This is a genomic window from Streptomyces sp. ME02-8801-2C (genome assembly GCF_033793965.1).
In the GTDB taxonomy this organism is placed as follows: domain Bacteria; phylum Actinomycetota; class Actinomycetes; order Streptomycetales; family Streptomycetaceae; genus Streptomyces.
The window spans coordinates 893,445-917,244 of record NZ_JARAXP010000001.1; the positions used below are offsets into that span (position 1 = coordinate 893,445).

20 protein-coding genes are annotated in these 23,800 nt (G+C 71.6%); 13 read left to right on the forward strand and 7 right to left on the reverse strand.

The genetic code is table 11. The features are described from left to right. Window positions 1-32: 32 nt before the first annotated feature. The gene (locus PV396_RS03775) at window positions 33-788 is read right to left on the reverse strand and encodes a phosphodiesterase (protein ID WP_319200201.1); all 756 of its coding nucleotides are present in this window, start codon (window positions 786-788) and stop codon (window positions 33-35) included. Between the two features lie 205 nt (window positions 789-993). On the opposite strand from PV396_RS03775, the gene PV396_RS03780 reads away from it, so the two are divergent. Next, window positions 994-2,121: an aminopeptidase P family protein gene (locus PV396_RS03780; protein ID WP_319200203.1), complete on the forward strand. Its 1,128-nt coding sequence runs from the start codon at window positions 994-996 to the stop codon at window positions 2,119-2,121. Between the two features lie 54 nt (window positions 2,122-2,175). Continuing rightward, complete coding sequence (locus PV396_RS03785) at window positions 2,176-3,126, forward strand: aminoglycoside phosphotransferase family protein (RefSeq protein ID WP_319200205.1); 951 nt, start codon at window positions 2,176-2,178, stop codon at window positions 3,124-3,126. A gap of 23 nt (window positions 3,127-3,149) precedes the next feature. Here PV396_RS03785 and treZ read toward each other — a convergent pair whose 3' ends face one another. Beyond that, window positions 3,150-4,895 carry a malto-oligosyltrehalose trehalohydrolase gene (gene treZ / locus PV396_RS03790; protein ID WP_319200207.1) on the reverse strand — a complete coding sequence of 582 codons (1,746 nt, stop codon included), beginning with the start codon at window positions 4,893-4,895 and terminating at the stop codon, window positions 3,150-3,152. A gap of 183 nt (window positions 4,896-5,078) precedes the next feature. Between treZ and PV396_RS03795 the strand changes: the two genes are divergently transcribed. Both PV396_RS03795 and PV396_RS03800 read left to right on the forward strand, forming a co-directional pair. Continuing rightward, the gene (locus PV396_RS03795; RefSeq protein ID WP_319200209.1) at window positions 5,079-5,630 is read left to right on the forward strand and encodes a DUF1707 and FHA domain-containing protein; all 552 of its coding nucleotides are present in this window, start codon (window positions 5,079-5,081) and stop codon (window positions 5,628-5,630) included. 94 nt (window positions 5,631-5,724) lie between these two features. Beyond that, complete coding sequence (locus tag PV396_RS03800; protein ID WP_319200211.1) at window positions 5,725-6,183, forward strand: SSI family serine proteinase inhibitor; 459 nt, start codon at window positions 5,725-5,727, stop codon at window positions 6,181-6,183. Between the two features lie 40 nt (window positions 6,184-6,223). Here PV396_RS03800 and PV396_RS03805 read toward each other — a convergent pair whose 3' ends face one another. The 3 genes from PV396_RS03805 to glgX form a co-directional block, all read right to left on the reverse strand. After that, window positions 6,224-7,483: a M14 family zinc carboxypeptidase gene (locus PV396_RS03805; protein WP_319200213.1), complete on the reverse strand. Its 1,260-nt coding sequence runs from the start codon at window positions 7,481-7,483 to the stop codon at window positions 6,224-6,226. 371 nt (window positions 7,484-7,854) lie between these two features. Next, on the reverse strand, window positions 7,855-10,239 hold the full coding sequence (gene treY / locus PV396_RS03810) for a malto-oligosyltrehalose synthase (protein ID WP_319200215.1): 2,385 nt from the start codon (window positions 10,237-10,239) through the stop codon (window positions 7,855-7,857). 89 nt (window positions 10,240-10,328) lie between these two features. Beyond that, on the reverse strand, window positions 10,329-12,482 hold the full coding sequence (glgX, locus tag PV396_RS03815; protein ID WP_319200217.1) for a glycogen debranching protein GlgX: 2,154 nt from the start codon (window positions 12,480-12,482) through the stop codon (window positions 10,329-10,331). A 190-nt stretch (window positions 12,483-12,672) separates the two neighbouring features. Between glgX and PV396_RS03820 the strand changes: the two genes are divergently transcribed. The 5 genes from PV396_RS03820 to PV396_RS03840 all read left to right on the forward strand — a co-directional run bounded on the left by PV396_RS03820 (window position 12,673) and on the right by PV396_RS03840 (window position 17,573). Continuing rightward, on the forward strand, window positions 12,673-13,533 hold the full coding sequence (locus PV396_RS03820) for a Tat pathway signal sequence domain protein (protein ID WP_319200218.1): 861 nt from the start codon (window positions 12,673-12,675) through the stop codon (window positions 13,531-13,533). A 91-nt stretch (window positions 13,534-13,624) separates the two neighbouring features. Next, window positions 13,625-14,944: a copper amine oxidase gene (locus PV396_RS03825; RefSeq protein WP_319200220.1), complete on the forward strand. Its 1,320-nt coding sequence runs from the start codon at window positions 13,625-13,627 to the stop codon at window positions 14,942-14,944. A 114-nt stretch (window positions 14,945-15,058) separates the two neighbouring features. Continuing rightward, the gene (locus PV396_RS03830) at window positions 15,059-16,297 is read left to right on the forward strand and encodes an SAV2148 family HEPN domain-containing protein (RefSeq protein WP_319200222.1); all 1,239 of its coding nucleotides are present in this window, start codon (window positions 15,059-15,061) and stop codon (window positions 16,295-16,297) included. Between the two features lie 111 nt (window positions 16,298-16,408). After that, the gene (locus PV396_RS03835) at window positions 16,409-17,131 is read left to right on the forward strand and encodes a 3'-5' exonuclease (RefSeq protein WP_319200224.1); all 723 of its coding nucleotides are present in this window, start codon (window positions 16,409-16,411) and stop codon (window positions 17,129-17,131) included. Between the two features lie 88 nt (window positions 17,132-17,219). Continuing rightward, window positions 17,220-17,573 (forward strand): VOC family protein, encoded by a 354-nt coding sequence (locus PV396_RS03840; RefSeq protein WP_319200226.1) that lies wholly within the window; start codon window positions 17,220-17,222, stop codon window positions 17,571-17,573. Window positions 17,574-17,589: 16 nt separating this feature from the next. On the opposite strand, the gene PV396_RS03845 is transcribed toward PV396_RS03840, so the two are convergent. Then, entirely contained in the window at window positions 17,590-18,591 is a 1,002-nt protein-coding gene (locus PV396_RS03845; protein WP_319200228.1) for a DMT family transporter, read from the reverse strand. Window positions 18,592-18,685: 94 nt separating this feature from the next. Here PV396_RS03845 and PV396_RS03850 point away from each other — a divergent pair, with 94 nt between their 5' ends. Continuing rightward, window positions 18,686-19,588, forward strand: coding sequence for a LysR family transcriptional regulator (locus PV396_RS03850; protein ID WP_319200230.1), 903 nt, complete (start codon window positions 18,686-18,688; stop codon window positions 19,586-19,588). Between the two features lie 84 nt (window positions 19,589-19,672). Here PV396_RS03850 and PV396_RS03855 read toward each other — a convergent pair whose 3' ends face one another. After that, a complete protein-coding gene (locus PV396_RS03855) occupies window positions 19,673-20,542 on the reverse strand; it encodes an aminoglycoside phosphotransferase family protein (protein ID WP_319200232.1) in 870 nt (289 codons plus the stop codon). Window positions 20,543-20,743: 201 nt separating this feature from the next. Between PV396_RS03855 and PV396_RS03860 the strand changes: the two genes are divergently transcribed. From PV396_RS03860 to PV396_RS03870, 3 genes are read left to right on the forward strand one after another with little or no spacing between them, the layout of a single operon-like run. Next, window positions 20,744-21,685, forward strand: a complete 942-nt coding sequence (locus tag PV396_RS03860) for a sugar ABC transporter permease (protein ID WP_319200234.1) — start codon at window positions 20,744-20,746, stop codon at window positions 21,683-21,685. Next, window positions 21,682-22,515 (forward strand): carbohydrate ABC transporter permease, encoded by an 834-nt coding sequence (locus PV396_RS03865; RefSeq protein WP_319200236.1) that lies wholly within the window; start codon window positions 21,682-21,684, stop codon window positions 22,513-22,515. Before PV396_RS03860 ends, PV396_RS03865 begins: the two co-directional genes overlap by 4 nt. After that, window positions 22,515-23,789: an ABC transporter substrate-binding protein gene (locus PV396_RS03870; protein ID WP_319200238.1), complete on the forward strand. Its 1,275-nt coding sequence runs from the start codon at window positions 22,515-22,517 to the stop codon at window positions 23,787-23,789. Before PV396_RS03865 ends, PV396_RS03870 begins: the two co-directional genes overlap by 1 nt. Window positions 23,790-23,800: the final 11 nt, after the last annotated feature.

Sequence of the window (23,800 nt, forward strand, 5' to 3'; positions counted from 1 at the left end):
GACCTGACCGACCCCCGTCTCACAGTCCCCCCTCAGACGACCACCCGGAAGTGGCTGGTCAGCTGTCCCTCGTCGGTCAGTACATGGAAGGCGAGGCCGACCGGCGCGTCCCGGTCCGCGATCTGTTCGCCCTCCCAGGGCAGCCGGAGCGTCCATGTCACCCCTGGGCCGACGAGCAGCGGGCGGCCGGCGAAGGTCGTGGCCGCCGGTGTGTGGGCGTGCCCGGTGATCAGCCCGGCGATCCGGGGCCTGCGTTCCATCAGGGCGGCCAGACGGCCGGGGTGGGCCAGCTGGTAGGCGTCCGGCAGGGGATGGTGCAGGGCGACCGGCGGATGGTGGAAGGCGAGCAGCGCCGGGACTCCGTCGTCCACTTCGTCGAGGGTGCCCTCGATCCAGTCGTACGTCTGGTCGTCGAGTGCGCCCGCGTCGCTGCCCGGCACGCTGGAGTCGCACATCAGGACGGCGCCGTCGTCGAAGACGTGCGCGCTGTTGACCGGTCCGTCGTCGGCGGGCAGTCCGAGCAGCGCCTTGCGGTAGGGCGCGCGGCTGTCGTGGTTGCCCGGGCAGGTGAGCACCGGGAAGGGCGCGTCGCCGGTGCGCAGGCCGAGGATGTGCGCGGCCTCCTCGTACTCGGCCTCCGTGCCGTGGTCCGCGATGTCCCCGGTCACCAGCAGGGCGTCCACGCGTCCCGGCAGCTCCCACAGCCGGTCGCGCACCCGTTCGGCGCGGGCCGTGGAGCGTGCGGTCCCGTCGAGGTGCAGATCGCTGATGTGGGCGAGTACGAGCATGGCCTTCCCTTCTTCGAATAATGGTTCGGATAGATCTAAGCATTAGATTTAATGGTTGCTCAACTCCCAACCGTTAGTTGAGAGGCTGGGGGCAGGGGAGGAAGGTGGGAGGAAGGTGGTTACCGCCGTCAACCGGCTCGCGCCGCCCCGCGCATCCGGGCAGGATGCTGCCCGTAGCCCCTCGCGCCCTTTCACGGAGGCCCGGATGACCGGCAGCAGCCCCGCGCCCTTCACCGCCGACGACTACCGGGCCCGGATGCGCCGCGCCGCCCGGGCGGCCGAGGACGCGGGGCTCGCCGGGCTCCTGGTGGCGCCGGGACCGGACCTCGTGTGGCTCACCGGCTACGCGCCCACCGCGGTCACCGAGCGCCTCACCCTGCTCGTACTGGCCGCCGGGCAGGACCCCGTGCTGGTGGTCCCCGCGCTGGAGGCCCCGGACGCGGCACACGCCGTGGGCGCGCCCGCCCTGACCCTGCGCGACTGGACCGACGGCAAGGACCCCTACGCGGCCACCGCGTCCCTCCTCGAGCCGGCAGGCCGCTTCGGGGTCAGCGACAACGCCTGGGCACTGCACCTGCTGGCACTCCAGAGGGCGCTGCCCGACGCCTCGTACGTCTCCCTCACCGAGGGACTGCCGATGCTGCGCGCGGTGAAGGACGCGGCAGAACTGGCCCACCTGGCAGCCGCGGGCGCGGCTGCCGACGCAACGTACGAGGAGATTCGGAAGGTTCCCTTCGGCGGACGCCGGGAGAGTGACATCGCGGGCGACCTCGCCGATCTGCTGCGGCGGTTCGGGCACTCCCAGGTCGACTTCACCATCGTCGCCTCCGGCCCCAACGGCGCAAATCCGCACCACGAGGCCGGCGACCGTGTCATCGAGCGGGGCGACATGATCGTCCTCGACTTCGGCGGGCTGCTGCACGGCTACGGCTCCGACACCTCCCGCACGGTCCACGTCGGCGAACCGGACGCCGAGCGGCGCAGGGTCCACGACATCGTGCGCGAGGCCCAGGAAGCCGGTTTCCGCGCTGTGCGGCCCGGCGCCGCGTGCCAGGACGTCGACCGCGCGGCCCGCACGGTCATCGCCGAGGCCGGGTACGGCGAGTACTTCATCCATCGCACCGGCCACGGCATCGGCGTCACCACACACGAGCCGCCGTACATGATCGAGGGCGAGGAACTGCCCCTCGTCCCCGGTATGTGCTTCTCCGTGGAACCCGGCGTCTACCTGCCCGGGCGCTTCGGGGTACGCATCGAGGACATCGTCACCGTGACCGACGGCGGCGGCCGGCGCCTCAACAACACGACCCGCGAGCTGGTCATAGTGGACTGACCGAACAGCCCGACCCCTCCGCCCCCACCCCCCCCGGACGACAGCGGCGCGACGATGACCCAGGCACCGACACCCACCGCGGACACGGTCCGCCGACTGGTCCGTTCCCTGCTCGCGGACGGCACCGCCGGCCCGGGCGGCACGAGCACGGCCGGCACCGGACCCGACATCCGGCCCACCGGCGACCCGTCCACCTGGTGGGTGGGCTCCCGGCACGTACTGCGCCTGGCCCCCGACCGCGAAACCTCCGCCCGACTGCGCCGCGAACTGCGCCTGCGTGACCTCGTACGCCCGCACATCGGCGTCGCGGTCCCCGGCGCGGTGGCGCACGGCGAGTGGGCCGACGGGCTGGCCTACACGCTGGACACGAGGCCGCCCGGCGGCTCCGCCGAGGAGCACGACATCTCCGCCGTCGGCGAGGCCGACCTGGCCGCGCTGCTCACGGGGCTGCGCGAGGTGCCCGTACGCCAGGCCGAGACGCTCGGCGTGCCGAGGGTCGGGCCACGCTCCCTCGAGGCGCTGCGCCGAGCCGCCGCGCAGGCGGTCGAACGTCTCGCCGCGGCCGACGAGTTCGACCCCGCGCTCCTTCAGCAGCTGACCCCGTCCGCCACCACGCAATTGGCCGCACAGGCCGGTACGCCGGTCCTCGTGCACCACGACCTCGGGGGCGGCCACCTCGTGGTGAGCGCGGACGGCAGGGTGCGTGGCGTCGTCGACTGGACCGACGCGGTCGTCGGCGATCCGGCCGAGGACATCGCCGGCCTCGCCCTCGCGGTCGGCTCGCCCGCGGCCGTACGGGCCGCCACCCTCGCCGGCTACGCGGCCCGCCCCTGCCTGCGCGGCCTGTGGCTCGCCCGCTGCGACACGGTCCTCCGGCTGGCCGGGAGCCTCGCGCGCCGCGAGGCCGGCGCCCTGCCGCTGCTCAGGGTCCAACTGCGGCGGGCGTGGGAGGCGATCCTGCTGGAACGGGTGACCGAGCTGCGGGAGGACGGCGACGAGGAGTAGTCCGGTCGGCCCCTTGGCTCACCTCACCCTTGCTCCAGCACCACGCAGGACTCCCCGGGGACGTGCAACAGCCCGTCCGCGCCCGGCAGTTCGACCGGTTCCCAGGCGGCCAGCACCCGCGCCCGGCGGGGGCCGAGCGGGATCGCCGCCGACTTCGTGGAGAGGTTCGCCACCACCCGTACGTCGCCCCGGCGGAAGCCGATCCAGCGGGCCTCCTCGTCGTACGCGACCTTGATGTCCGAGAGATCCGGGTCCGTGAGGTCGGGCTGGCTGTGGCGCAGGGCGATCAGGTCCCGGTACCAGGACAGCACGCGCGCGTGGGGCTCGCGTCCGGGCTCCGACCAGTCGAGGCAGGAGCGGTCACGCGTCGCCGGGTCCTGGGGGTCCGGCACGTCCTCCTCGGCCCAGCCGTGCGAGGTGAACTCACGTCGCCGGCCCCGCCGTACGGCCTCGGCGAGCTCCGCGTCCGTGTGGTCGGTGAAGAACTGCCAGGGGGTGCCCGCGGCCCACTCCTCGCCCATGAACAGCATCGGCGTGAACGGCCCGGTGAGCATCAGCGCGGCGCCGCAGGCCAGCAGCCCGGGGGAGAGGGAGGCCGAAAGGCGGTCCCCCTGGGCGCGGTTGCCGATCTGGTCGTGGGTCTGCGTATAGCCGAGCAGCCGGTGCGCGGCGACACCGGTGCGGTCGAGCGGGCGGCCGTGCAGACGGCCCCGGAAGGTCGAGTACGTGCCGTCGTGGAAGTAGCCGTCCGTGAGCGTCTTGGCGAGCGCGGCGAAGGGGGCCCGCGCGAAGTCCTCGTAGTAGCCCTGCGACTCACCTGTCAGCGCCGTGTGCAGCGCGTGGTGGAAGTCGTCGCTCCACTGCGCGTGCAGCCCGAGACCGCCGCCCGCGCGCGGGGTGACGAGCCGCGGGTCGTTGAGGTCGGACTCGGCGATCAGGGACAGCGGGCGGCCCAGGTCGGCGGCGAGGGCGTCCACGGCCGTCGACAGCTCCTCCAGGAAGTGGCACGCGCGCGTGTCCCGCAGCGCGTGCACCGCGTCCAGCCGCAGACCGTCGATCCGGTAGTCGCGCAGCCAGGCCAGCGCGCTGCCGAGCAGATGGGCGCGCACCTCGTCCGAGCCGGGAGCGTCCAGGTTCACGGCGGAGCCCCAGGGCGTCTGATGGGTGTCCGTGAAGTACGGGCCGAACGCGGGCAGATAGTTGCCGGACGGCCCCAAGTGGTTGTGCACGACGTCCAGAACGACGCCGAGACCGAGCGCGTGCGCCTGGTCGACGAAGCGTTTCAGGGCCTCGGGGCCGCCGTACGGCTCGTGCACGGCCCACAGGGACACCCCCTCGTACCCCCAGCCGTGCCGCCCCGGGAACGGGCACAGCGGCATCAACTCGACGTGGGTGACGCCCAGTTCCACCAGATGGCCGAGCCGCTCGGCGGCCGCGTCCAGCGTGCCCTCGGGCGTGTACGTACCGACGTGCAGCTCGTACAGGACCGCGCCCGGCAGCGCGCGGCCCGCCCAGTCGGTGCGCCAGGTATGACGCCCGTGGTCGACGACGGCGCTCAGCCCGTCCGGGCCGTCCGGCTGGCGGCGCGAGCGCGGGTCGGGCAGTACGGGGCCGTCGTCCACGGCGAAGCCGTAACGGGACCCGTCGCCCGCCTCGGCCTCGCCGGACCACCAGCCCGTACGCTCCGGATCGCGTTCCAACGCGCGCGTGGCGCCGTCGCACCGGAGTGTCACACGACTGGCCTGCGGAGCCCACACCTCGAAGTGCACGGACGGATCCCCTTCGTCTGCGTGACTGTGCCCACCGGGAGGTAGCCCGTCCCATGGTGCTCCAAACACCGAGGCTCCGTGCTTGAATCTTCATCTTTGCCTGAGGTGTCGTCAGGTCGGCCCGTCGGCCGCCGTTTCCGCGTTTTCTGGACACCCCGCGCGTGCTGCCCGACAATCACGAACGTGACGTCGTCCTTCGAGTTCAACACGTATCCGGCTCGCCTCTCCGACGCGGAGCGCGACCGGGCGCTGAAGGCACTCCGGGACGGGGTCGCGCTGGGCCGGCTCTCGCACGACACGTTCATCCGGCGCATGGAGCTCGCGCTCGTCGCCCGCCGCTCCGACGAACTGGCCGTCCTCACCGCCGACCTGCCCACCGAGAGCCGGGTGTCCCGACTGGTGTTCGGGACGGTCGAAGCGGTCTCCGGTTTCACCGTACGGCTGCGCAGGGCCTGGCAGGCCGAGCGGCTGCCCAAGCTGCTGCTGCCCCACCCCGGCAACGGCCACCCGCTGCGCATAGGGCGCGACCCCGCCAACGGGCTGCGGCTCACCCACGAGACCGTCTCGCGCGTCCACGCCGAACTCCGGCACCAGGGCAGCCTGTGGGTGCTGCGCGATCTCGGTTCGACCAACGGCACGACGGTGAACGGCCGCCGGGTGATCGGCGCGGCCGTCGTCCGGGCCGGTGACCAGATCAGCTTCGGGCACATGGCGTTCAGGCTCTCGGCGGAGTGAGGAACCGCGCGAACCGGCAGCCACGCGCGCGCGTGGGCTCCCGTTCGGGTGAGTCGGACTGCGGTGCGGGGACCGCGCTGCCGATGCACAGGGAATGACCCACACGATCGCAACCGCCGACACGACCAAGCCCGTACGTGTCGTCAGGACCCTCAGGACCGCGCGAGCGGTACGCGGTGCCCTGCTGGCCGTCGGCCTCCTCGTCGCCGGCTCCGCCCCCGCCCAGGCGGTCTCCCAGCACGACGTCCGGGACAACTGGCTCTACGTCAGCGTCACCAGGGGCGAGCCGGGCTCCGCGGACACCCGCCGCACGCTGGTGCTGTGCGACCCGCCCACGGGGCACGCGCACGCGGCCCGGGCCTGCGTGGAACTCTCCCGGGCGGACGGCGACATCGGCTCCATCCCGCCGAGGAAAATCCTCTGCCCGATGCTCTACTCACCCGTCACCGTGCACGCGCGGGGCGAGTGGAACGGCCGAGCGCGGGAGTACGACAAGACCTTCTCCAACGCGTGCGAACTGGGAGCGCGGACCGGGGCGGTCTTCGCGCTGTAGGCGCGCACGGGGCCCGGAGGGACGAGGCGAACGGCTTCGCCTAGTCCCTCCGAGGGGCCCCCTCGCGCGCGTGCCGCGCCGCCGCGAGCACCGTGCGGGCCTGGTGCTCCACCTGATGCTCCAGGGGCACCCAGCGCGCGCGGAAACGGTCCATGAAGGCCTCACTCCATGTCGCGACCAGGTGTTCGAGGCGCGGCGCCGCACGATCGTCGGTCTCCAGCAGGACCCGCAGCAGCATCGCGGCGGCCCGTAGGGGCAGCCGGCGGCCGAAGGCGTCGACACTGCCGACGTACGCCATCGTCGTGTCGGCGGGCGGGGTGTGCGTCCAGTCGGCGGCCAGCCCGGGCACCAGCTCCAGCGCCCACTGGGCGGCCCGCAGCAGCGGCCCCTCGGCGCCCGCCAGCCGGGGCAGCGCGTCGGCGAGGACCTGTTCGACCTCCTGCCCGTCCCGCAGCAGCCGGTCCGCCAGTCGCCGTATCGCCGCCGCCGGCGCGGGATGCGGGGCGGGATCGTCCACCAGGTCGCTCGCCCACATCGGCACCTCGACGACCGCGGTCAGCCCGCCGTACCGGTGGGCGTGGTACCAGGTGCTGTGCCGGGCGTCGTCCGGCATGCTCGGATACGCGGCGTCCGAGCCCGGCGCCGGCATCACATGCACGCCCGGTCCCGACGCGGGCCAGCCCGCCGCGTCCGAGGCGCCCGTCTCCACCGGGATGTGCAGCTCCGCCGCCGACTTGGCGAACGGCTCGGCGAGCCCGGGGACGTCCTTCGTCAGCTGCACCCAGCTGCCGCCCACGTCGGTGCCGTGCAGGGTGACCTGGAGGTAGGGCCGCACCTCGTCGATGACCCGGGTCAGGGCGCGGGTCTCCGGTGGGAGCCGGTCGGGCGGCAGCACGGAGGGCGACCACTCCGGCTGCTCGGGCCCGGCGGGCCGGTAGAAGCCGTGGTGGTAGTCGAGCAGGCTGCTCGGCGCCGGTGTGACGTGCAGGCTGGCCCCGTCCGGGTCCGCGCACAGCAGGAAGTGCCAGGAGGTATCGGTACGCAACTCGCGGTCGTGCACGGCTCGTTGCGCGAGAGCCAGGAGCGTGGAGCCGCCCGTGGGTTCGTTGGCGTGGGCGCCCGCGACGACGAGCACGGCGCGTCGCGCGTGGCCCACGGACAGCAGGTGCAGAGGCCGTCCCGCGCGGGAGGCACCGACCTGTCTGAAGGCGCACAGGCCCGGCCGATGAGCCGCCAGCGCCCGGGCGGACGAGACGAGTTCGTTCACACTGGGGTAGCGCAGCTCCGGCAGGAGACTCACCCCCGTCTGGTCCACCCTGCGTCGCAATCCGCAGTACCCCATGGCGTCCAGGAACTGTCAAGAAGGTAGTGGGGGCGGCTCCAGGGGGCGCCAAGGAGCACTCCACCGCCGACGGTCGGGGCGGTCCCGGTCGGAGGAACGGTCAGCAGAGCCCTCGGCTGCGCGGGACGGGTCGCACACCGCCCTTCAGGGCCCGTACGCGGGCTATCCGTCGGGGCGCGAAGAAGGCGACGCGGCTCACCACCACGCGCCGGTCGTCACGCCCGAGCGCCGGGCGCGCACGCCGCCGCGAGCCCAGCGCCCGGGCGCATACAGGGGCGTGCAGAGTTTTGTTCGCGCCCTCGCCGTCACCCCTGCCCTCACTTCTGCCGTCACTCCTCTCCAACCCGTTCCAGCAGTGCCACCGGCAGCCGCGTGAAAAGCTCCTCCACGCGCGCGTGCCCGGTGAACTCCCGCTCCGGAGCCAGCAGATCGGCCCACCGGCCCGGCGGCAGCGGCAGCCGCGTGTCGTGCCAGCCGCCCGCGTCCGCCAGCCGCAGGGACAGCCGGGTGACCGCCGTGACGACCTCCCCGGAGCGCGCGTACGCCAGACAGTGCGCCGCCGCCGGGCCCTCGGCGACGAGCGGCGTGTATGTCGCCGTGTCGCCGAACACCGCCGGGCGCCGGGCACGCAGCCGCAGCGCGGTCGCCGTCAGCTCGTCCTTCTCGCCGGGCGCCTCGGAAGGGAAGCGGACCGGGCGACGGTTGTCCGGGTCGACCAGCGCCCGGTACTCGCTCTCCGTGCCCTGATAGAGGTCCGGTACGCCCGGCATCGTCAGATGGACCAGGGCCGCGCCCAGGACGTTCGCCCGGACGTACGGCTCCAGTTCGTCCCGCAGCGCGGTCACGTGCTCGCCGGGCGCCCCGCCCGGGCCCGCCGCCACGAACGCCGCCACCGCCTCCTCGTACGCGGGCTCCTGCTCCGTCCAGGCGGTGTGCAGGCCCGCCTCCCGGACGTGCTTCAGCAGGGCGCCCTGGAGGCGCTCCGCGTCCGCCGGGCCCAGGCCGAAGGCCGTCTGCCAGGCCGCCCACGCCAGCTGGGCGTCGGGCACGCCTTCACCGGTGCGTGTGACCTCCGCCAGGACGTCGGCCCAGCGCTGCGGGCACTCGGTGAGCACGGCCAGGGCCGCGCGTACGTCGGCGCTGCGCTTCGTGTCGTGCGTCGACAGCACCGTCCCCGTCGACGGCCAGTCGCGCTGCACGCGCGCGCAGTAGGCGTGGAAGTCCGCCGGGGACACCGCGGGGCTGCCCGGACTGCCGCCCACCTCGGTCGCCGACAGCAGCGGAACGTAGCGGTAGAACGCCGTGTCCTCCACGGACTTGGCCCGCAACGCCGACGACGTCTGTGCGAACCGCTCCCGGAACTCCCGCTGCTCCGGCCCCTCCCCGTGCCGCCCGAGCAGCAGGTCCCGTACGACGTCCACGGCCTCGCTCTCCTCCGGCACGACGAAGGCCTGCCGGGCCTCGGCGGCGGCCTCCTCGGTGACCACGGCGGCCGTGTCCCCCGGGGTGTACGGGCGGTAGACCTCCAGCCGGACCAGCAGCTCGCACAGCGCCGTACGCAGGGCCCAGGGAGCCCGGTCGCGCAGCGCGGGGTCGGGGGAGGCGGCGCAGAGACGGTTCGCCACGCGGGTCAGCCGGTCCAGTTCGGTGGCCAGCTCATGCGTCACCACCTTGTACGCGGCCCGCCGTACCGTCGCCTCCCAGTGCCCGCCCCGGTCGGCCTGAGGGGCCGCGAACCGCCGGTACTGGCCGAGGAGTTCACCCGCGCCCGCCGGGTCCGTGAACAGGCCGTCCATGTGCCGCAGGGCGTCGTAGCCGGTGGTGCCCGCGACCGGCCAGCCCGCCGGGAGATGCTCGCCGTCCGCGAGGATCTTCTCGACCACCGTCCAGCGGCCCCCGCTCGCCTCGTGCAGCCGGCGCAGATACCCGCCCGGGTCCGCCAGACCGTCCGGATGATCGACCCGCAGTCCGTCCAGCACCCCGTCCTCGAGCAGCTCCAGCAGCTTCCCGTGCGTCGCCGCGAACACCTCGGGATCCTCCACCCGCACCCCGATCAGCTCCGAGATGCTGAAGAAACGCCGGTAGTTGAGCTCGGTCCGCGCCAGCCGCCACCATGCCGGGCGGTACCACTGGGCGTCGACGAGCTCCGGCAGCGGCAGTTCCTCGGTGCCCTCGCGCACGGGCAGGACATGGTCGTAGTAGCGCAGGACGTGACCGTCGTACCCCAGGTGCGCGTCCTGCCACCGCTCGACCTTCAGCCGGTCCCACTCCGCGCCCAGCGGCTGCCCCAGCACCGGCAGCAGCAGCCGGCCGCCCTGCGCCTCCCAGTCGATGTCGAACCACCGCGCGTACGGTGACCCGGGGCCCTCCCGGAGCACCTCCCACAGAGGGCGGTTGTGGCGCGGGGACATCGCCATGTGGTTCGGCACGATGTCGGCGACAAGGCCGAGGCCGTGCTCCCGCGCGGTGCTCGCCAGTGCCCGCAGCCCCTCCTCGCCCCCGAGTTCACCGCGCACGCGCGCGTGATCCACCACGTCGTAGCCGTGCGTCGACCCCGGGACGGACTCCAGGAACGGTGACAGATGCAGATGCGAGACGCCGAGCGAGGCCAGATAGGGCACGGCGAGTGCCGCCTCGCCGAACGGGAACGCGGGCTGGAGCTGCAGGCGGTAGGTGGCCGTGGGCACGACCGGCTCAGGACGCTCAGGTGTCATGGGAACCTACGTACCCGCCCCGCCGCCTTTCCTGTCATCGACTCCGGCACGCGGCTCCCCCGCCCGCCTCCCGTACCCGCCCGCTCCGGCTAGGTCGGGCGCTGCAGCACCGTCAGGCTGTGGTCCAGCAGAGTCAGCCGGTCGCCCGCCTTCACCTTCGCGCCCGTGCCCGCCGCCACGCCCTCCGGGCGGGCGGTGTCGACCACGACCTGCCACTGTCGGCCGTGGTTGACCGGCACCACGAACTCCAGCGTCTTCGGCGAGGCGTTGAACATCAGCAGGAACGAGTCGTCCAGGATGCGCTCACCGCGCGGACCGGGCTCCGAGATCGCGTTGCCGTTGAGGAACACGCTCATCGCGCCCGCCTGCGCCGAGTCCCAGTCCCGCTGGACCATCTCCTCGCCCGCCGGGGTGAACCAGGCGATGTCCGACAGCTCGTCGTGGGTGCCCTCCACGGGGCGGCCGTGGAAGAAGCGGCGCCTGCGGAAGACCGGGTGGTCCCGGCGCAGCCACACCATCGCGCGCGTGAAGTCCAGCAACTCCGTGGAGCCGGGCCCGCCCTCGGCGTCGGAATTGCCGTCGGAGGTGTCGCCGGAGCCCGGCCACGGCACCCAGGAGAGCTCGTTGTCCTGGCAGTACGCGTTGTTGTTGCCGCCCTGGGTGCGGGCGAACTCGTCGCCGTGGCTGATCATCGGCACGCCCTGGGACAGCATCAGCGTCGCGACGAAGTTCCGCAGCTGGCGCGCCCGCAGAGCGAGGACGCCGGGGTCGTCGGTCTCGCCCTCCGCGCCGCAGTTCCAGGACCTGTTGTGACTCTCGCCGTCCCGGTTGTCCTCACCGTTGGCCAGGTTGCGCTTCTCGTTGTACGACACCAGGTCATTGAGGGTGAAACCGTCATGGCAGGTCACGAAGTTGATCGAGGCCAGCGGCCGGCGCCCGTCGTCCTGGTAGAGGTCCGAGGACCCCGTCAGCCGGGACGCGAACTCCGCGAGCGTGCGCGGCTCGCCCCGCCACATGTCCCGTACGGTGTCGCGGTACATGCCGTTCCACTCGGTCCACAGCGGCGGGAAGTTGCCCACCTGGTAGCCGCCCTCGCCCACGTCCCACGGCTCGGCGATCAGCTTCACCTGCGACACCACCGGGTCCTGCTGGACCAGGTCGAAGAACGACGACAGCCGGTCCACCTCGTGGAACTGCCGGGCCAGCGTGGCCGCGAGGTCGAAGCGGAAGCCGTCGACATGCATCTCGGTGACCCAGTAGCGCAGCGAGTCCATGATCAGCTGGAGCACGTGCGGGGACCGCATGAGCAGCGAGTTCCCGGTGCCCGTGGTGTCCATGTAGTAGCGCTGGTCCTCGGCGAGCCGGTAGTACTGCGCGTTGTCGATGCCCCGGAAGGACAGCGTCGGGCCGAGGTGGTTGCCCTCCGCGGTGTGGTTGTAGACCACGTCCAGGATGACCTCGATACCGGCCTCGTGCAGTGCCCGCACCGCCGACTTGAACTCCAGGACCTGCTGGCCGCGGTCGCCCCAGGAGGCGTACGCGTTGTGCGGGGCGAAGAAACCGATCGTGTTGTAGCCCCAGTAGTTGTTCAGGCCCATGTCGACCAGACGATGGTCGTTGACGAACTGGTGCACCGGCATCAGTTCCAGGGCCGTCACCCCGAGTTCGGTCAGATGTTCGATAATCGCGGGGTGTGCGAGCGCCGCGTAGGTCCCGCGCAGCTCCTCGGGCAGCGCCGGGTGGCGCATCGTCAGGCCCTTCACATGGGCCTCGTAGATCACCGTGTGGTGGTACTCGGTGCGTGGACGCCGGTCGTCGCCCCAGTCGAAGTAGGGGTTCACCACGACCGACGACATGGTGTGCGGCGCCGAGTCGAGATCGTTGCGCCGCTCCGGCTCGCCGAAGTGGTAGCCGTACACCTCCTCGCCCCAGGTCACCGAACCGCTGATCGCCTTCGCGTACGGATCGAGGAGCAGCTTCGCCGAGTTGGTCCGCAGGCCGCGCTCGGGCTCGTACGGACCGTGCGCCCGGAAGCCGTACCGTTGCCCAGGCATCACCCCGGGCAGATACGCGTGCCGGACGAACGCGTCGCTCTCCCGCAGTTCCACCGCCGTTTCCGAGCCGTCGTCGTGGAGCAGACACAGCTCTATCCGGTCGGCGGCCTCCGAGAAGACCGCGAAGTTGGTGCCGGCACCGTCGTACGTGGCGCCGAGTGGATATGCCTCTCCTGGCCAGACCTGCATGCACTCGACTCTTTCAGTAGTGGTCCGCCGCTGGGGCGACTCCACTCCGAGTCTCCCCGAAAGTGATGGAACCACCTACGACTTACGTCCCTCTTACCGTTCGACCAGTGCGTACCCGCGAAACCGGGTATGCCAAAACTTTTCCTTCTTCACGTACTCCCTGGGCTGTGAGGGGGAGTAAGGGGACAACGTGCGCAAAATCGTGCGCCGCCACCTGGGCAAGGTGGTGGCGGGTGCGGGGATAGCGGTGGCCGGTACGGCCGTGATGGTCGCGGTGACGCTGCCGGGATCGGCGGGGGCCGACGAATCGGGGGGTACGGGAGGCTCGAGCGTCTCGGGAGGCACCTCGGGGGGCACTTCCGGAGGCACCTCCGGGGGCACCTCGGGCTCGGCGAGCACGGGCGGCGGGGGGCAGGCCGCGGTGCCGCCCGGTGTCGTCGAACAGGTGCCCGCCGAGGGCGCGAAGGGCAAGGGCCGTGATCCGCTCACCGACGGTGAGATGGCCCGCGTCGAGAACATCGCCCTCAGCCGGCAGCTGCGCGACGCCGGTGAGAACGTGACGGGACAACGCGGCCCGCAGCGGATCAGCGTCGACCTCGCCGAACCCGAGGCCGCCGAGGTGGACAAGCCGAACGCGCCCCGGCGCGCGGACGTGTCGTTCTACGACTACAAGAACGACGCGCTGGTCACCAAGACCGTGAACCTCGACACCGGCAAGGTCGAGCGGACCGACACCCAGCACGGTGTGCAGCCGCCCCTGAGCCGCGCCGAGTCGATCGAGGCGACCAAGCTGCTGATCGCCGACCCGCTGGGCGCGGGCCTGCGGGCCGACTACAAGGACGCCACCAGCAGTGAACTCACCTCGCCCGACCAGCTCCTGGTCACCAGCATGGTGTACCGGGCCGTTCCGGGCGCCCAGCCCGCCGCACTCGCCGCATGCGGCGACCACCGCTGTGTGCGGCTCTTCCCGAAGGTGAAGAACGGGCCGTGGATCGACTCCCGTTCGCTCATCATCGACCTGAGCACCCGCAAGGTGGCCAAGCTCGGCTGACCTGGGGCGACAACCACGTCCCGTCCTCGGTCCACCTCCGCGTCACCCATTCTTCCCGCCCAACTCTCTCCTCCTAGGGAGTCCCTCAGTCATGCGCGAAAAATATGCGCTCGCCGGCCTCGCCGGTCTCTCCGCGGTCGCACTGACCGCCGGCCTCACCACGGCGGCGGGCCCGGCCACCGCCCAGCCCAAGGCCCAGCCCAAGGCCCAGGCCGTACCGCCCGCCGAGTGCAGTGCGCCCTACCGCATCGAACAGAAGCTCTCCACCGGCACCACCTGGCGGATGTGCTGGCGCTACGAGGCCGAGGCCGGGCTCGTCCTGGAGAAGATCTCGTACCAGCCCCCGGGCGAGGCCCAGCCGATCAAGGTCCTCAACTCCGCGAAGCTCAGCCAGATCCACGTCCCCTACGACGACGGGGCGGCCGAGTACCAGGACCTCACCCAGGCGGGCTTCGCCCAGGGCCTGATGAACATGGCGCCCGGTGAGTGCCCCGGCGGCACCATCAAGACCGTCAAGGTCCCCGAGGCCTGGGACCCGGCGCACGCGAACGTCAAGGGCCTGTGCACCACGACCCGTTCGCGCGGTCACGCCTACCGGATGCAGGGCGACACCGCGAACAAGGTCTGGCAGACCCAGGGCAAGGACCTGCTCATCTACACCGTCAACCAGACCGGTTGGTACGAGTACATCACCGAGTGGCGCTTCCAGGACGACGGCACCATCAACATGAGCGTCGGCGCCACCGGCAGCCTCGCGCCCGACGACTACGACGCGGGCGACGGCCGCGGCTGGCCCATCGGCAAGGGCGCCAGGGCGTACGCCACCAGCCACAGCCACAACGTCTTCTGGCGGCTCGACTTCGGCCTCGACGGCTCCTCCAAGGGAAAGATCGAGCAGTACGACTCCGTGGTCAGCCCGCCCCGGAGCGGCGACGAGGGTCCCACCAACAAGACGACCCGCACCCAGATCAAGAAGGAACTCGCGGGCGACGCCAAGAACATGCGCTGGTGGCGTGTCGTCAGCGCCACGGGCAAGAACAAGGACGGCCACGCCCGGTCGTACGAGCTCGTCCCCGGGTCCACCACCAAGTACCCGGGCCGCAGCTACACCAAGCACGACGTGTACTTCACCGAGTACAACAAGTGTGAGCAGTTCGCCAGCGACAACCTGCTCAACTGCGGTCCCGGCGCCAAGAAGTCCGTCGACGGCTGGACCAACGGACAGACACTCACCCACCCGGTGGTCTGGATGAACGTGGGCTTCCACCACATAGCCCGGGACGAGGACCAGCAGCCCATGCCGGTGCACTGGCAGGGCTTCTCCATCGCCCCACGCGATGTCACGGCTATGAATCCGCTCACGCCCGCCGCGCTCGCCAACCAGAACGGGCATGTCGAAAGCGGTAGTTGAGAAACGACCCTGTCCATCCTGCTGCATCGCCGACCGCTTGCGGAGTACCCTTCCTTGATCGTTGGCCGGGACCGGCCACGGGGAGAGCTCGGGGGAGCGGAAGGCGGTGCACGGGTGGGCTCGGGAGGGCTGGAGCTGCCCCCTGGTGACGAGGGTCACGAGGGGAACTCCACAGAGGTCCCGCCCGGCGCGGTGTCCCTGGCACGGCCGATGGAGACGGGTTCCATCGGCCCGGAACTGGACTGGGACGCCGACGCCTGGCACGAGGTGCGGACACGCGCCCAGCGGGCCGGCCGGGCCTATATCTGGCTGAACCTCGTCGAACAGCGGTTGCGCGCGGTCGTGGCCGCTGTTCTGCGTCCCATCTACGAACCGGTCCACGGCGACGAGTGGGTGGTCGCCGCCGCCGGCCCGGCCGGCCAGGAATGGGTGCAGCGCGCGGTGGCCGTACGGGAAGTCAGCCGCCGCAAGGGCTACTTGCTCGACCCCGCCGACGACAACGTCCTCAGCTTCCTCACGTTGCCGCAGCTGCGCGAGCTGATGGTGCAGCACTGGCCGTGCTTCGAGCCGTACGTCGACGAGCGCCGTGACGTCGAACTCGCCCTGGACGAGCTGGAGGTCACCCGCAACGTGGTCTCCCGCAACCGGGCCCTCTCCGAGGCTGTTCTCAACCAGGCCGAACGGGCCTCGGGCAAGCTCCTGGAGACCCTTGGCGCGGGCGGTGACGTGCCCTCCGCGCGCCGGCTGCCGGTGGACGCGGTCGAGGACCTGGTGGGCGACCGGTACGGGGACGTGGTCGCCGTGCACAGCGACCGGGTACGGCTGATGCGCCAGTTCCCGGCCGAGGACCTCTTCGGCGGTGCGCGTCGCCTCGACGCCATCGGGATCGGCCTCAACCTGCTGGTGCAGAACTTCTCCGGGCGGCGGCTGGTGCGGCTGGCGGAGTCCGGCTGCCGGGTGAGGCTGCTGTTCCTGAACCCCGCCTCCAGCGCGGTGAAGCGACGGGAACGGGAACTCGGCCTCAAACGGGGCGAGTTGAGCCGCGCGGTGGAGATGAACATCCTGCACATGCGCCGGGTGCGGTCGAACCTGCGTGACCCGGGCGCCTTCGAGATCCAGGTCTTCGACGAGACGCCCCGCTTCACGGCCTACCTCGTCGACGGGGACGCCTCGGACGGGGTCGCGGTCGTGCAGTCGTATCTGCGCCGGACGCGCGGGATGGAGGCGCCGGTGCTGGTGCTGCGGGGTGGAAGCCGGGTGGTCAAGTCGGGCGAAGCGGAGGAGATCGGCCTTTTGCCGACATACCGCGAGGAGTTCGAGGTGGCCTGGGCCGATTCGCGGCCTGTGTCCTGAGTCGCTCACCTTCCCCAAGCGGAACGCGGTCCTCTGATTGTCAGTGGCTCATGGGATCGTGGAGACCACTGGGGGAAAGCACCACCAAGAAGGTAAGAAGGGGGGCCAGGCATGGGCTGGCACCATGAGCTGCTGATCGGCTTCGACCTGGAGACGACCGGGACCGACCCGGGCGAGGCGCGCATCGTCACCGGCGCGGTGATCGAGGTGAGGGGCGGCGAACCGCTCGGCCGCCGCGAATGGCTGGCCGATCCGGGCGTGGAGATCCCGGCGGACGCGGTCGCGGTGCACGGCATCACCAACGAGCGCGCGACGAGCGAGGGCAGGCCGGCCGACCAGGTCGCGGACGCCATCGCGGACGTCCTGACGACGTACTGGAAGACGGGCGTACCGGTGGTCGCCTACAACGCGAACTTCGACCTCACCCTGCTCTCCGCCGAGTTGCGCAGGCACGGTCTGCCGTCCCTGCGGGAGCGGCTCGGCGGTCTCGATCCGGCGCCGGTGATCGACCCGTACACGATCGACCGCTCCGTCGACCGGTACCGGCGCGGCAAGCGCAACCTCGAAGCGGTGTGCACGGAGTACGGCGTCCTGCTGGACGCGGCCCACGACGCCTCGGCGGACGCCCTGGCCGCGGCGCGGCTCGCGTGCGCGATAGCCGAACGGCATCCCAAGGTCGCGGCCCTCGGACCGGTGGAGCTGCATCGGCGCCAGATTGACTGGTACGCCGAATGGGCGGCGGAATTCCAGAGCTTCCTGCGCCGCAAGGGGGAGGCGGACGCGGTGGTGGACGGCACCTGGCCGCTGCGGGAGGCAGTGGGCGAGGTGGTGTGAGGCGGCCTCTGGTCGTCCCACCCCGGGCACGGCGACATCCCGCTCTCGGTGCCGGTCCGTCCGACGGCCGTCCTGGCAGGATGACGGCATGGAACGTGTGCTGGGAATCGGTGGACACTTCATGCGGGCGGCCGATCCGGCGGCGCTGAGCGCCTGGTATCGCGACAGCCTGGGGCTGGACGTCGACGAGTACGGCCTGTGGCGTCAGGAAGCCGGACCGACGGTGTTCGCGACGTTCGAGTCCACCACCGACTACTTCGGGTCCCGCGACCAGCAGACGATGCTCAACTTCCGGGTCCGGGACCTGGACGCGATGCTCGCCCAACTGCGTGCCCGCGGAGCGGACGTGGCCGAGGAGACGCAGGACATGGAGGGCGTCGGCCGATTCGGCTGGGTCACCGATCCGGAGGGCAACCGGATCGAGCTCTGGCAGCCCGCCTGACCACCGACCGCGCCTCTCACGGAGGTTCGGGGGCGGACCCCTCGAGCACGGGACGGGCGGCAACGGCGGGAGTACCGGGTACGGAAACCGGGGCGGGAGCCCTCTGCGCCCGGCGGGCGCGGTGGGCCCGTTCCACCGACTGACCCCAGTACGTGCCCGTGACCATCAGCGTCGCTCCCAACGCCGTCAGCGGCGTCAGGTGTTCGCCGCCGAGGGCGATGCCGATCGCGGCGGCCCAGATCGGCTCCGTGCCCAGCAGCAGGCTGGCCCGGCTCGCCGACGTGCGCTGCACGGCCCACGTCTGGGCGAGAAACGCGAACACGCTGCAGAACAGGGAGAGATAGAGCAACTGCGTCCAGGTCCCGGCGTCGGCACGGGCGAGCGCGGGCAGGTCGGGGGCGGCGGCCGGAAGGAACAGGGCCGTGCCGATCAGGGTCTGGAGCGTCGTCAGCTGAAGGGGGCGGATCGGCCGGCCCGTGGTGAGACGCCCGACGAGGGCGACATGGACCGCCCGGACCAGCGCCGCGCCCAGCATCAACACATCGCCGAGACGCGGTGCGTGGAAGCCGTTGCCGGACATGAGCAGGCCCACGGCGAGGACACACACGCCCGCGGCGGCGTAGAAGGCCGGGGGCAGTCCGCCGGGGTGTCCGGCGCGGTCCAGGAGAGGGGTGAGCACGATGGTCAGGCTGATGATGAGGCCCGCGTTGGCGGCGGTGGTGTGGGCGACCCCGTACGTCTCGACGACGAGGACGGCGGCCTGCGTGACCCCGAGCGGCAGCCCGGCCCGCACCTCCTCCCGCGTCCACAGGCAAAAACCGCTGCCCAGCCCCCGTCCCTCCCCCCGTCCCCCGGCGGCGACCACCCCGAGACAGGCGAGCGCGGACACGGCGTACCGCGCGAACAGGACCACGAGGACGGGCAGGGCGGAGGTCGCCGTCTGGGCGGACAGATAACTGGAGCCCCAGACGAGCGCGACAAGAAGGAGTACCGCGTCGGTACGGCGGGAGTCGGACACGCGACCACGGTGCACCGGCGACAACCCTGAAGCCTAGGACCAGCTTCTAAAAGGATCTTTTAGTTTCCCTACACCATCTGCCTACACTCGCCCCGTGGACGAACGTCAGCTGAGGATCCTGCGCGAACTCGGTGAGCTGGGCAGTGTCACCGCCGTCGCCGACGCGCTGCTCGTCACGCCCTCGGCGATCTCGCAGCAACTGCGGCTGCTCCAGCGCGCCATCCCGGTCCCGCTCACCGAGCGGCAGGGGCGGCGGCTGGTGCTGACCGACGCCGGACAGGCGCTGGCGGGCGCGGCGACCGAGGTGGAGTCGGCACTGGCGCGGGCCCGGCACACCGTCGAGGAGTTCCTGGACCGGCCGGACGGGCAGGTGTCGGTGGCGGCGTTCCACAGCGCGGGCGCCGCCTTCTTCCCCCTGCTGCTGCGGGCCCTGTCAGCTCCGGACGGGCCGGTTCTCGCGCTGGCCGACCAGGATGTGCCGCAGGACGACTTCCCGCCGCTGACCAGGGAGTACGACCTGGTCCTGGCCCACCGGCTGGACCACGCCCCGCCCTGGCCGCGCACGGTGACGGCGACCCCGCTGCTGCGCGAACCCCTCGACGTGGCGATGCCCGCCGACCATCCGCTCGCCGCCAAGCGACGACTGACCCCCGGCGATGTGGCCGACCAGCCCTGGATCGCCGTACACGACGGCTTCCCGATCATGGCGACGATCGAGGCCATCGCCACCGCGGCGGGCAGGCGGCCCCATCTGGCCCACCGCATCAACGAGTTCGCGGTGGCGGCGGAGGCGGTGGCCGCAGGCGGAGGCCTCGCCCTGATGCCCCGCTGGACCTCCCGCCCCCACCCCGCCCTGACCCTCAAACCCCTGACAGGCATCCAGGCCAACCGCCGCATCGACGCCCTGCACCGCCCAGAACGAACAGCCCGCAGGGCAGTAAGAACGGTCCTGACCGAACTACAACAAGCAGCACAGAAAATCAGGGTCGGGGAGTAACTGACAGGGGCGCGGGGAACTGCGCGACAAGCCCCACACAACCCGCACCCGCCCCACAACACCAGTCCCCACCCCCCTAGGCGCTCAAAACGCATACCACCGCACAGTCAAATCCCCCTCCCGCAAAGACCTCACCCGCCGCGAGAACTCCACCACCGCCCCCGGATTGACCGGCGCATGCTGCGCCACCCACGCACAGCTCGCCGTCTCCCGAGCCCCCCGCAACACCGAACACCCCTCCCACTCCCGCACATCCCACCCGTACGCCCCCGTGAAGGCGTCGTAAGCCTCCGCAGGAACCCCGTACCGGTCGTGGGACAGAGCCATGACCACCAGGTCGTGTTCGCGCAGATCGGCGGAGAAGGTCTCCAGGTCGACCAGGACCGGACCCTCGGGCCCGATGTGGACGTTGCGGGGAAGCGCGTCGCCGTGGATCGGACCGGGCGGCAGGTGCGGGGTGAGCGCGGCGGCGGCCGCCGCGAACCCGTCGCGGCGCTCCCGCAGATAGGCCGCGTCCGCCGGGTCGATCGCGTCGCCGGCGAGCCGCAGCCAGCGTTCGACACCGCCCAGGAGTTCCCGGGGCGGCAACACGAACGAGCGGGGGAGCGGCAGGGCGTGCACGATCCGCAGGAGTTCGGCCAAATCCGCGGGTTCGGCGGGGCGTACGGGATCGGGCAGCCGGTGCCACACGGTCACCGGGTGGCCTTCGACGAGGAGCGACTCCGGGGTGGCCACGCGTACCGCCGGGACGTCCGCCCCGGCGAGCCAGAGCGCGATGTCCAGCTCCCGCCGCGCACGGTCGAGGAGTTCGGCGTCGCGGCCCACCTTGACGACCAGGTCACCGGCCGCGAACACGGCGTTCTCGCCCAGGGCGAGCAGCCGAGCGCCCGCCGCCGCGCCGGGCGGCAGTACGTCCGCCGTGGCCAGTACGTCCCGGGCCCGTGCCTCGTCCATGGTCCGCCTTCCGTGCAGTCCTGCAGTCCCTCGTACCCGGCTGTTGATGTCCGTGTACGTCCGCGAACGGCGTCGGGTTCACGCCATCCGCCGGTCAGTGTCGCATTCGCACTGGTGGGGCGTTTGCGTGGTGCCTTGACTGCCTACACGGGCTTCACGACCATGACGGGGCCACCTCGGGCGACCAAAGGAGCCGACCACGTGACATTGGCGACCGGAACGAGGCGGCCGACCAAGCACGCGACCCGCGCCGGACCGGAGAGCGGCCGGTCGCTCGGCGGCCACGGCGCCTGGTTCCTGGTCCTGCCCGCCCTGATCCCGATCCTCGTCCTGAGCGTGGGACCGCTGCTGTACGGGATCCTGCTGGCGTTCACCGACGCCCAGTCCGGCCGGACCGCGTCCACCCGGTGGATCGGCACCCTCAACTTCCAGGACCTGCTGCACGACACGCTGTTCTGGGAGTCGTTCCGGATCGGGCTGGTCTGGGCGGTCGGGGTGACCGTGCCGCAGTTCCTGCTCGCGCTCGGCCTCGCCCTTCTCCTCAACCAGGAGCTACGGCTGCGCTGGCTGGCCCGCGCCCTCGCGATCGTCCCGTGGGCGATGCCCGAGGTCGTCGTCGGCATCATGTGGCGGCTCGTCTACAACGCGGACGCCGGAGTCCTCAACGAGACGCTGCGCGACCTGGGTCTGGGCGACGGACGCGACTGGCTCAGCGGCCTCGCGACCGCGCTGCCCGCCGTCATCGTCGTCGGCGTCTGGGCGGGGATGCCGCAGACGACGGTGCCCCTGCTCGCCGGGCTGCAGAACACCCCGCGCGAACTGCACGAGGCGGCGGCGATGGACGGCGCCGGCGCCTGGCGCCGCTTCCGGACGGTCACCTGGCCCGCCCTGCGGCCGGTCGCGTTCGCCATCACCGCCCTCAACCTCATCTGGAACTTCAACTCCTTCGCCCTGGTGTACGTCCTGACGAACGGCGGCCCCGGCGGGCGTACCCGCCTGCCGATGCTCTTCGCCTACGAAGAGGCCTTCCGCTACGGGCAGTTCGGCTACGCGGCGGCGATGGGCTGTGTGATGGTCGCGCTGATCTCCGTCCTTCTCGCCGTGTTCCTCGTCGGCCGGCTGCGGGGAGGCGAGGAGAGTTGAGGACGAGCAAGAGCGCCCGCGTCGGCCAGTACGCGGCCCTTCTCGCGTATCTCGCCTTTCTGGCCCTGCCGTTCCTCTGGCTGCTGTCCACCGCCTTCAAGCCCCCGCGCGAACTGGGCAGTCTGCACCCCACCTGGATCCCGAAGAACCCCACGCTCGACAACTTCCGCCAGGCCTTCGACGAACAGCCGCTGCTGCACGCCGCGTCGAACTCCCTGCTCGCGGCGGCCTCGGCCGCGCTGGTCGCCGTAGTGCTCGCGACCCCGATGGCGTACGTCATGGCCAGACACCGCACGCTCCTGGGGCGGGCGGCCACCGGATGGGTGGTGGTCAGCCAGGCGTTCCCGTTCGTGCTGGTGATCATCCCGCTGTTCCTGGCGCTGAAGAACCTGCGGCTGATCGACTCCGTCTTCGGGCTGGTGATGGTCTACGTGGTGTGGTCGCTGCCGTTCGCGCTGTGGATGCTCGTCGGGTATGTACGGGCCGTGCCCGCCGAGTTGGAGGAGGCCGCGGCCGTCGACGGCGCCGGGCGTCTGCGCACCCTGGTCTCCGTCACGGCGCCCCTGCTCGCGCCGGGGATCGTGGCGACGGCGCTGTTCGCGTTCGTCACCGCCTGGAACGAGTTCTTCTTCGCCCTGGTGCTCCTCAAGACCCCGGAGAAACAGACCCTGCCGGTCGTCCTCACCCACTTCATCGGCGCGGAGGGCGTGGCGGACCTCGGCCCGCTGGCCGCCGCCGCGTTCCTCGCGACGCTGCCCTCGCTCGTCGTGTTCGCGATCGTCCAACGCCGCATCACCGGCGGCCTGATGGCAGGGGCGGTGAAGAGCTGATGCGCGCGCGATGGCTCGTCGTCCTCGTGCTGCTGCTCGCCGGCTGCACAGGCGGGGGCACCACCGCGGACGGTGGCCGGATCACCCTCCGCTTCCAGTCCCTCGCCTGGCAGGACGAGTCCGTCGCCGCCAACAAGGCACTGGTGAAGGAGTGGAACGCGACCCATCCGGACGTCAAGGTCCAGTACGTACAGGGCAGTTGGGACAGCGTCCACGACCAGCTCCTCACCTCCTTCGAGGGCGGCGAGGCTCCGGACATCATCCACGACGCCTCGGACGACCTCGCGGACTTCGCGTACGGCGGTTACCTCGCCGATCTGCGCGAGTTGCTGCCCGAGCGGCTCAAGTCCGACATCCCGCAGCGGAGTTGGGAGACTGCGACCTTCGGCGACGGCGTCTACGGCGTGCCCTTCCTCCAGGAGCCGCGCGTCCTGATCGCCAACGCGAAGTGGCTGCGGGAGTCCGGGGTCCGCATCCCCACGCCGGAGCACCCGTGGAGCTGGCCCGAATTCCGGTCGGTGACCCGCGAGTTGAGCGGCGACGGCAAGTACGGCGTCGCCTGGCCGCTCAAGGAGCCCGTCTCGGCCACCCTCAACCTGTCGCTGTCGACGGGCGGTCAGCTGTTCCATCGGGGAGCGGACGGCAAGGTCACCGTCCGCTTCGAAGCCCCCGAGGAAGTAGTCCCCCGTACGATCCATGAGCAGGTCAACTCCGATGACAGCGCGCCGAGTTCGACGCTCGGCAGTGGTGGCTCCGACACTCTCCCCGGGTTCTTCGGCGGCCGGTACGCGATGGTCCCGCTCGGCTTCTCCTACCGCCAGCAGATCGAGCAGCAGGCACCCAAGGGCTTCGAGTGGCAGGTGCTGCCCGCCCCGGCCGGCGCCGACGGGCTCACCCAGGGCGTCAGCCCGCAGACCCTCTCCATCGCCGAGGACAGCCGACACCAGGCGCAGGCGGCCGAGTTCATCGACTTCATGCTGCGCCCCGAGAACATGGCCCGCCTCGCCCTCGGCGACTGGATGCTCCCCACGGGCACTCAGGCCCTTATGTCCCCCTCCCTGCGCACACCCAGGGACGGCTGGGCCACGGGCACCGCCCTCGCCGCCCACCTCAGCTCTGCCCCGGCCCAGTCCGTACGTGGCTACCCGGAGTGGAAGGACAAGGTCGCGACCCCCGCTTTCCAGGAGTACTACAGCGGCGCGATCGACCTCGCCGAACTGCGGAAACGGCTGGAGGAGGACGGAAACCTGGTGCTGGCGCGCTATCAGCGGTGAACCGGCCGGTG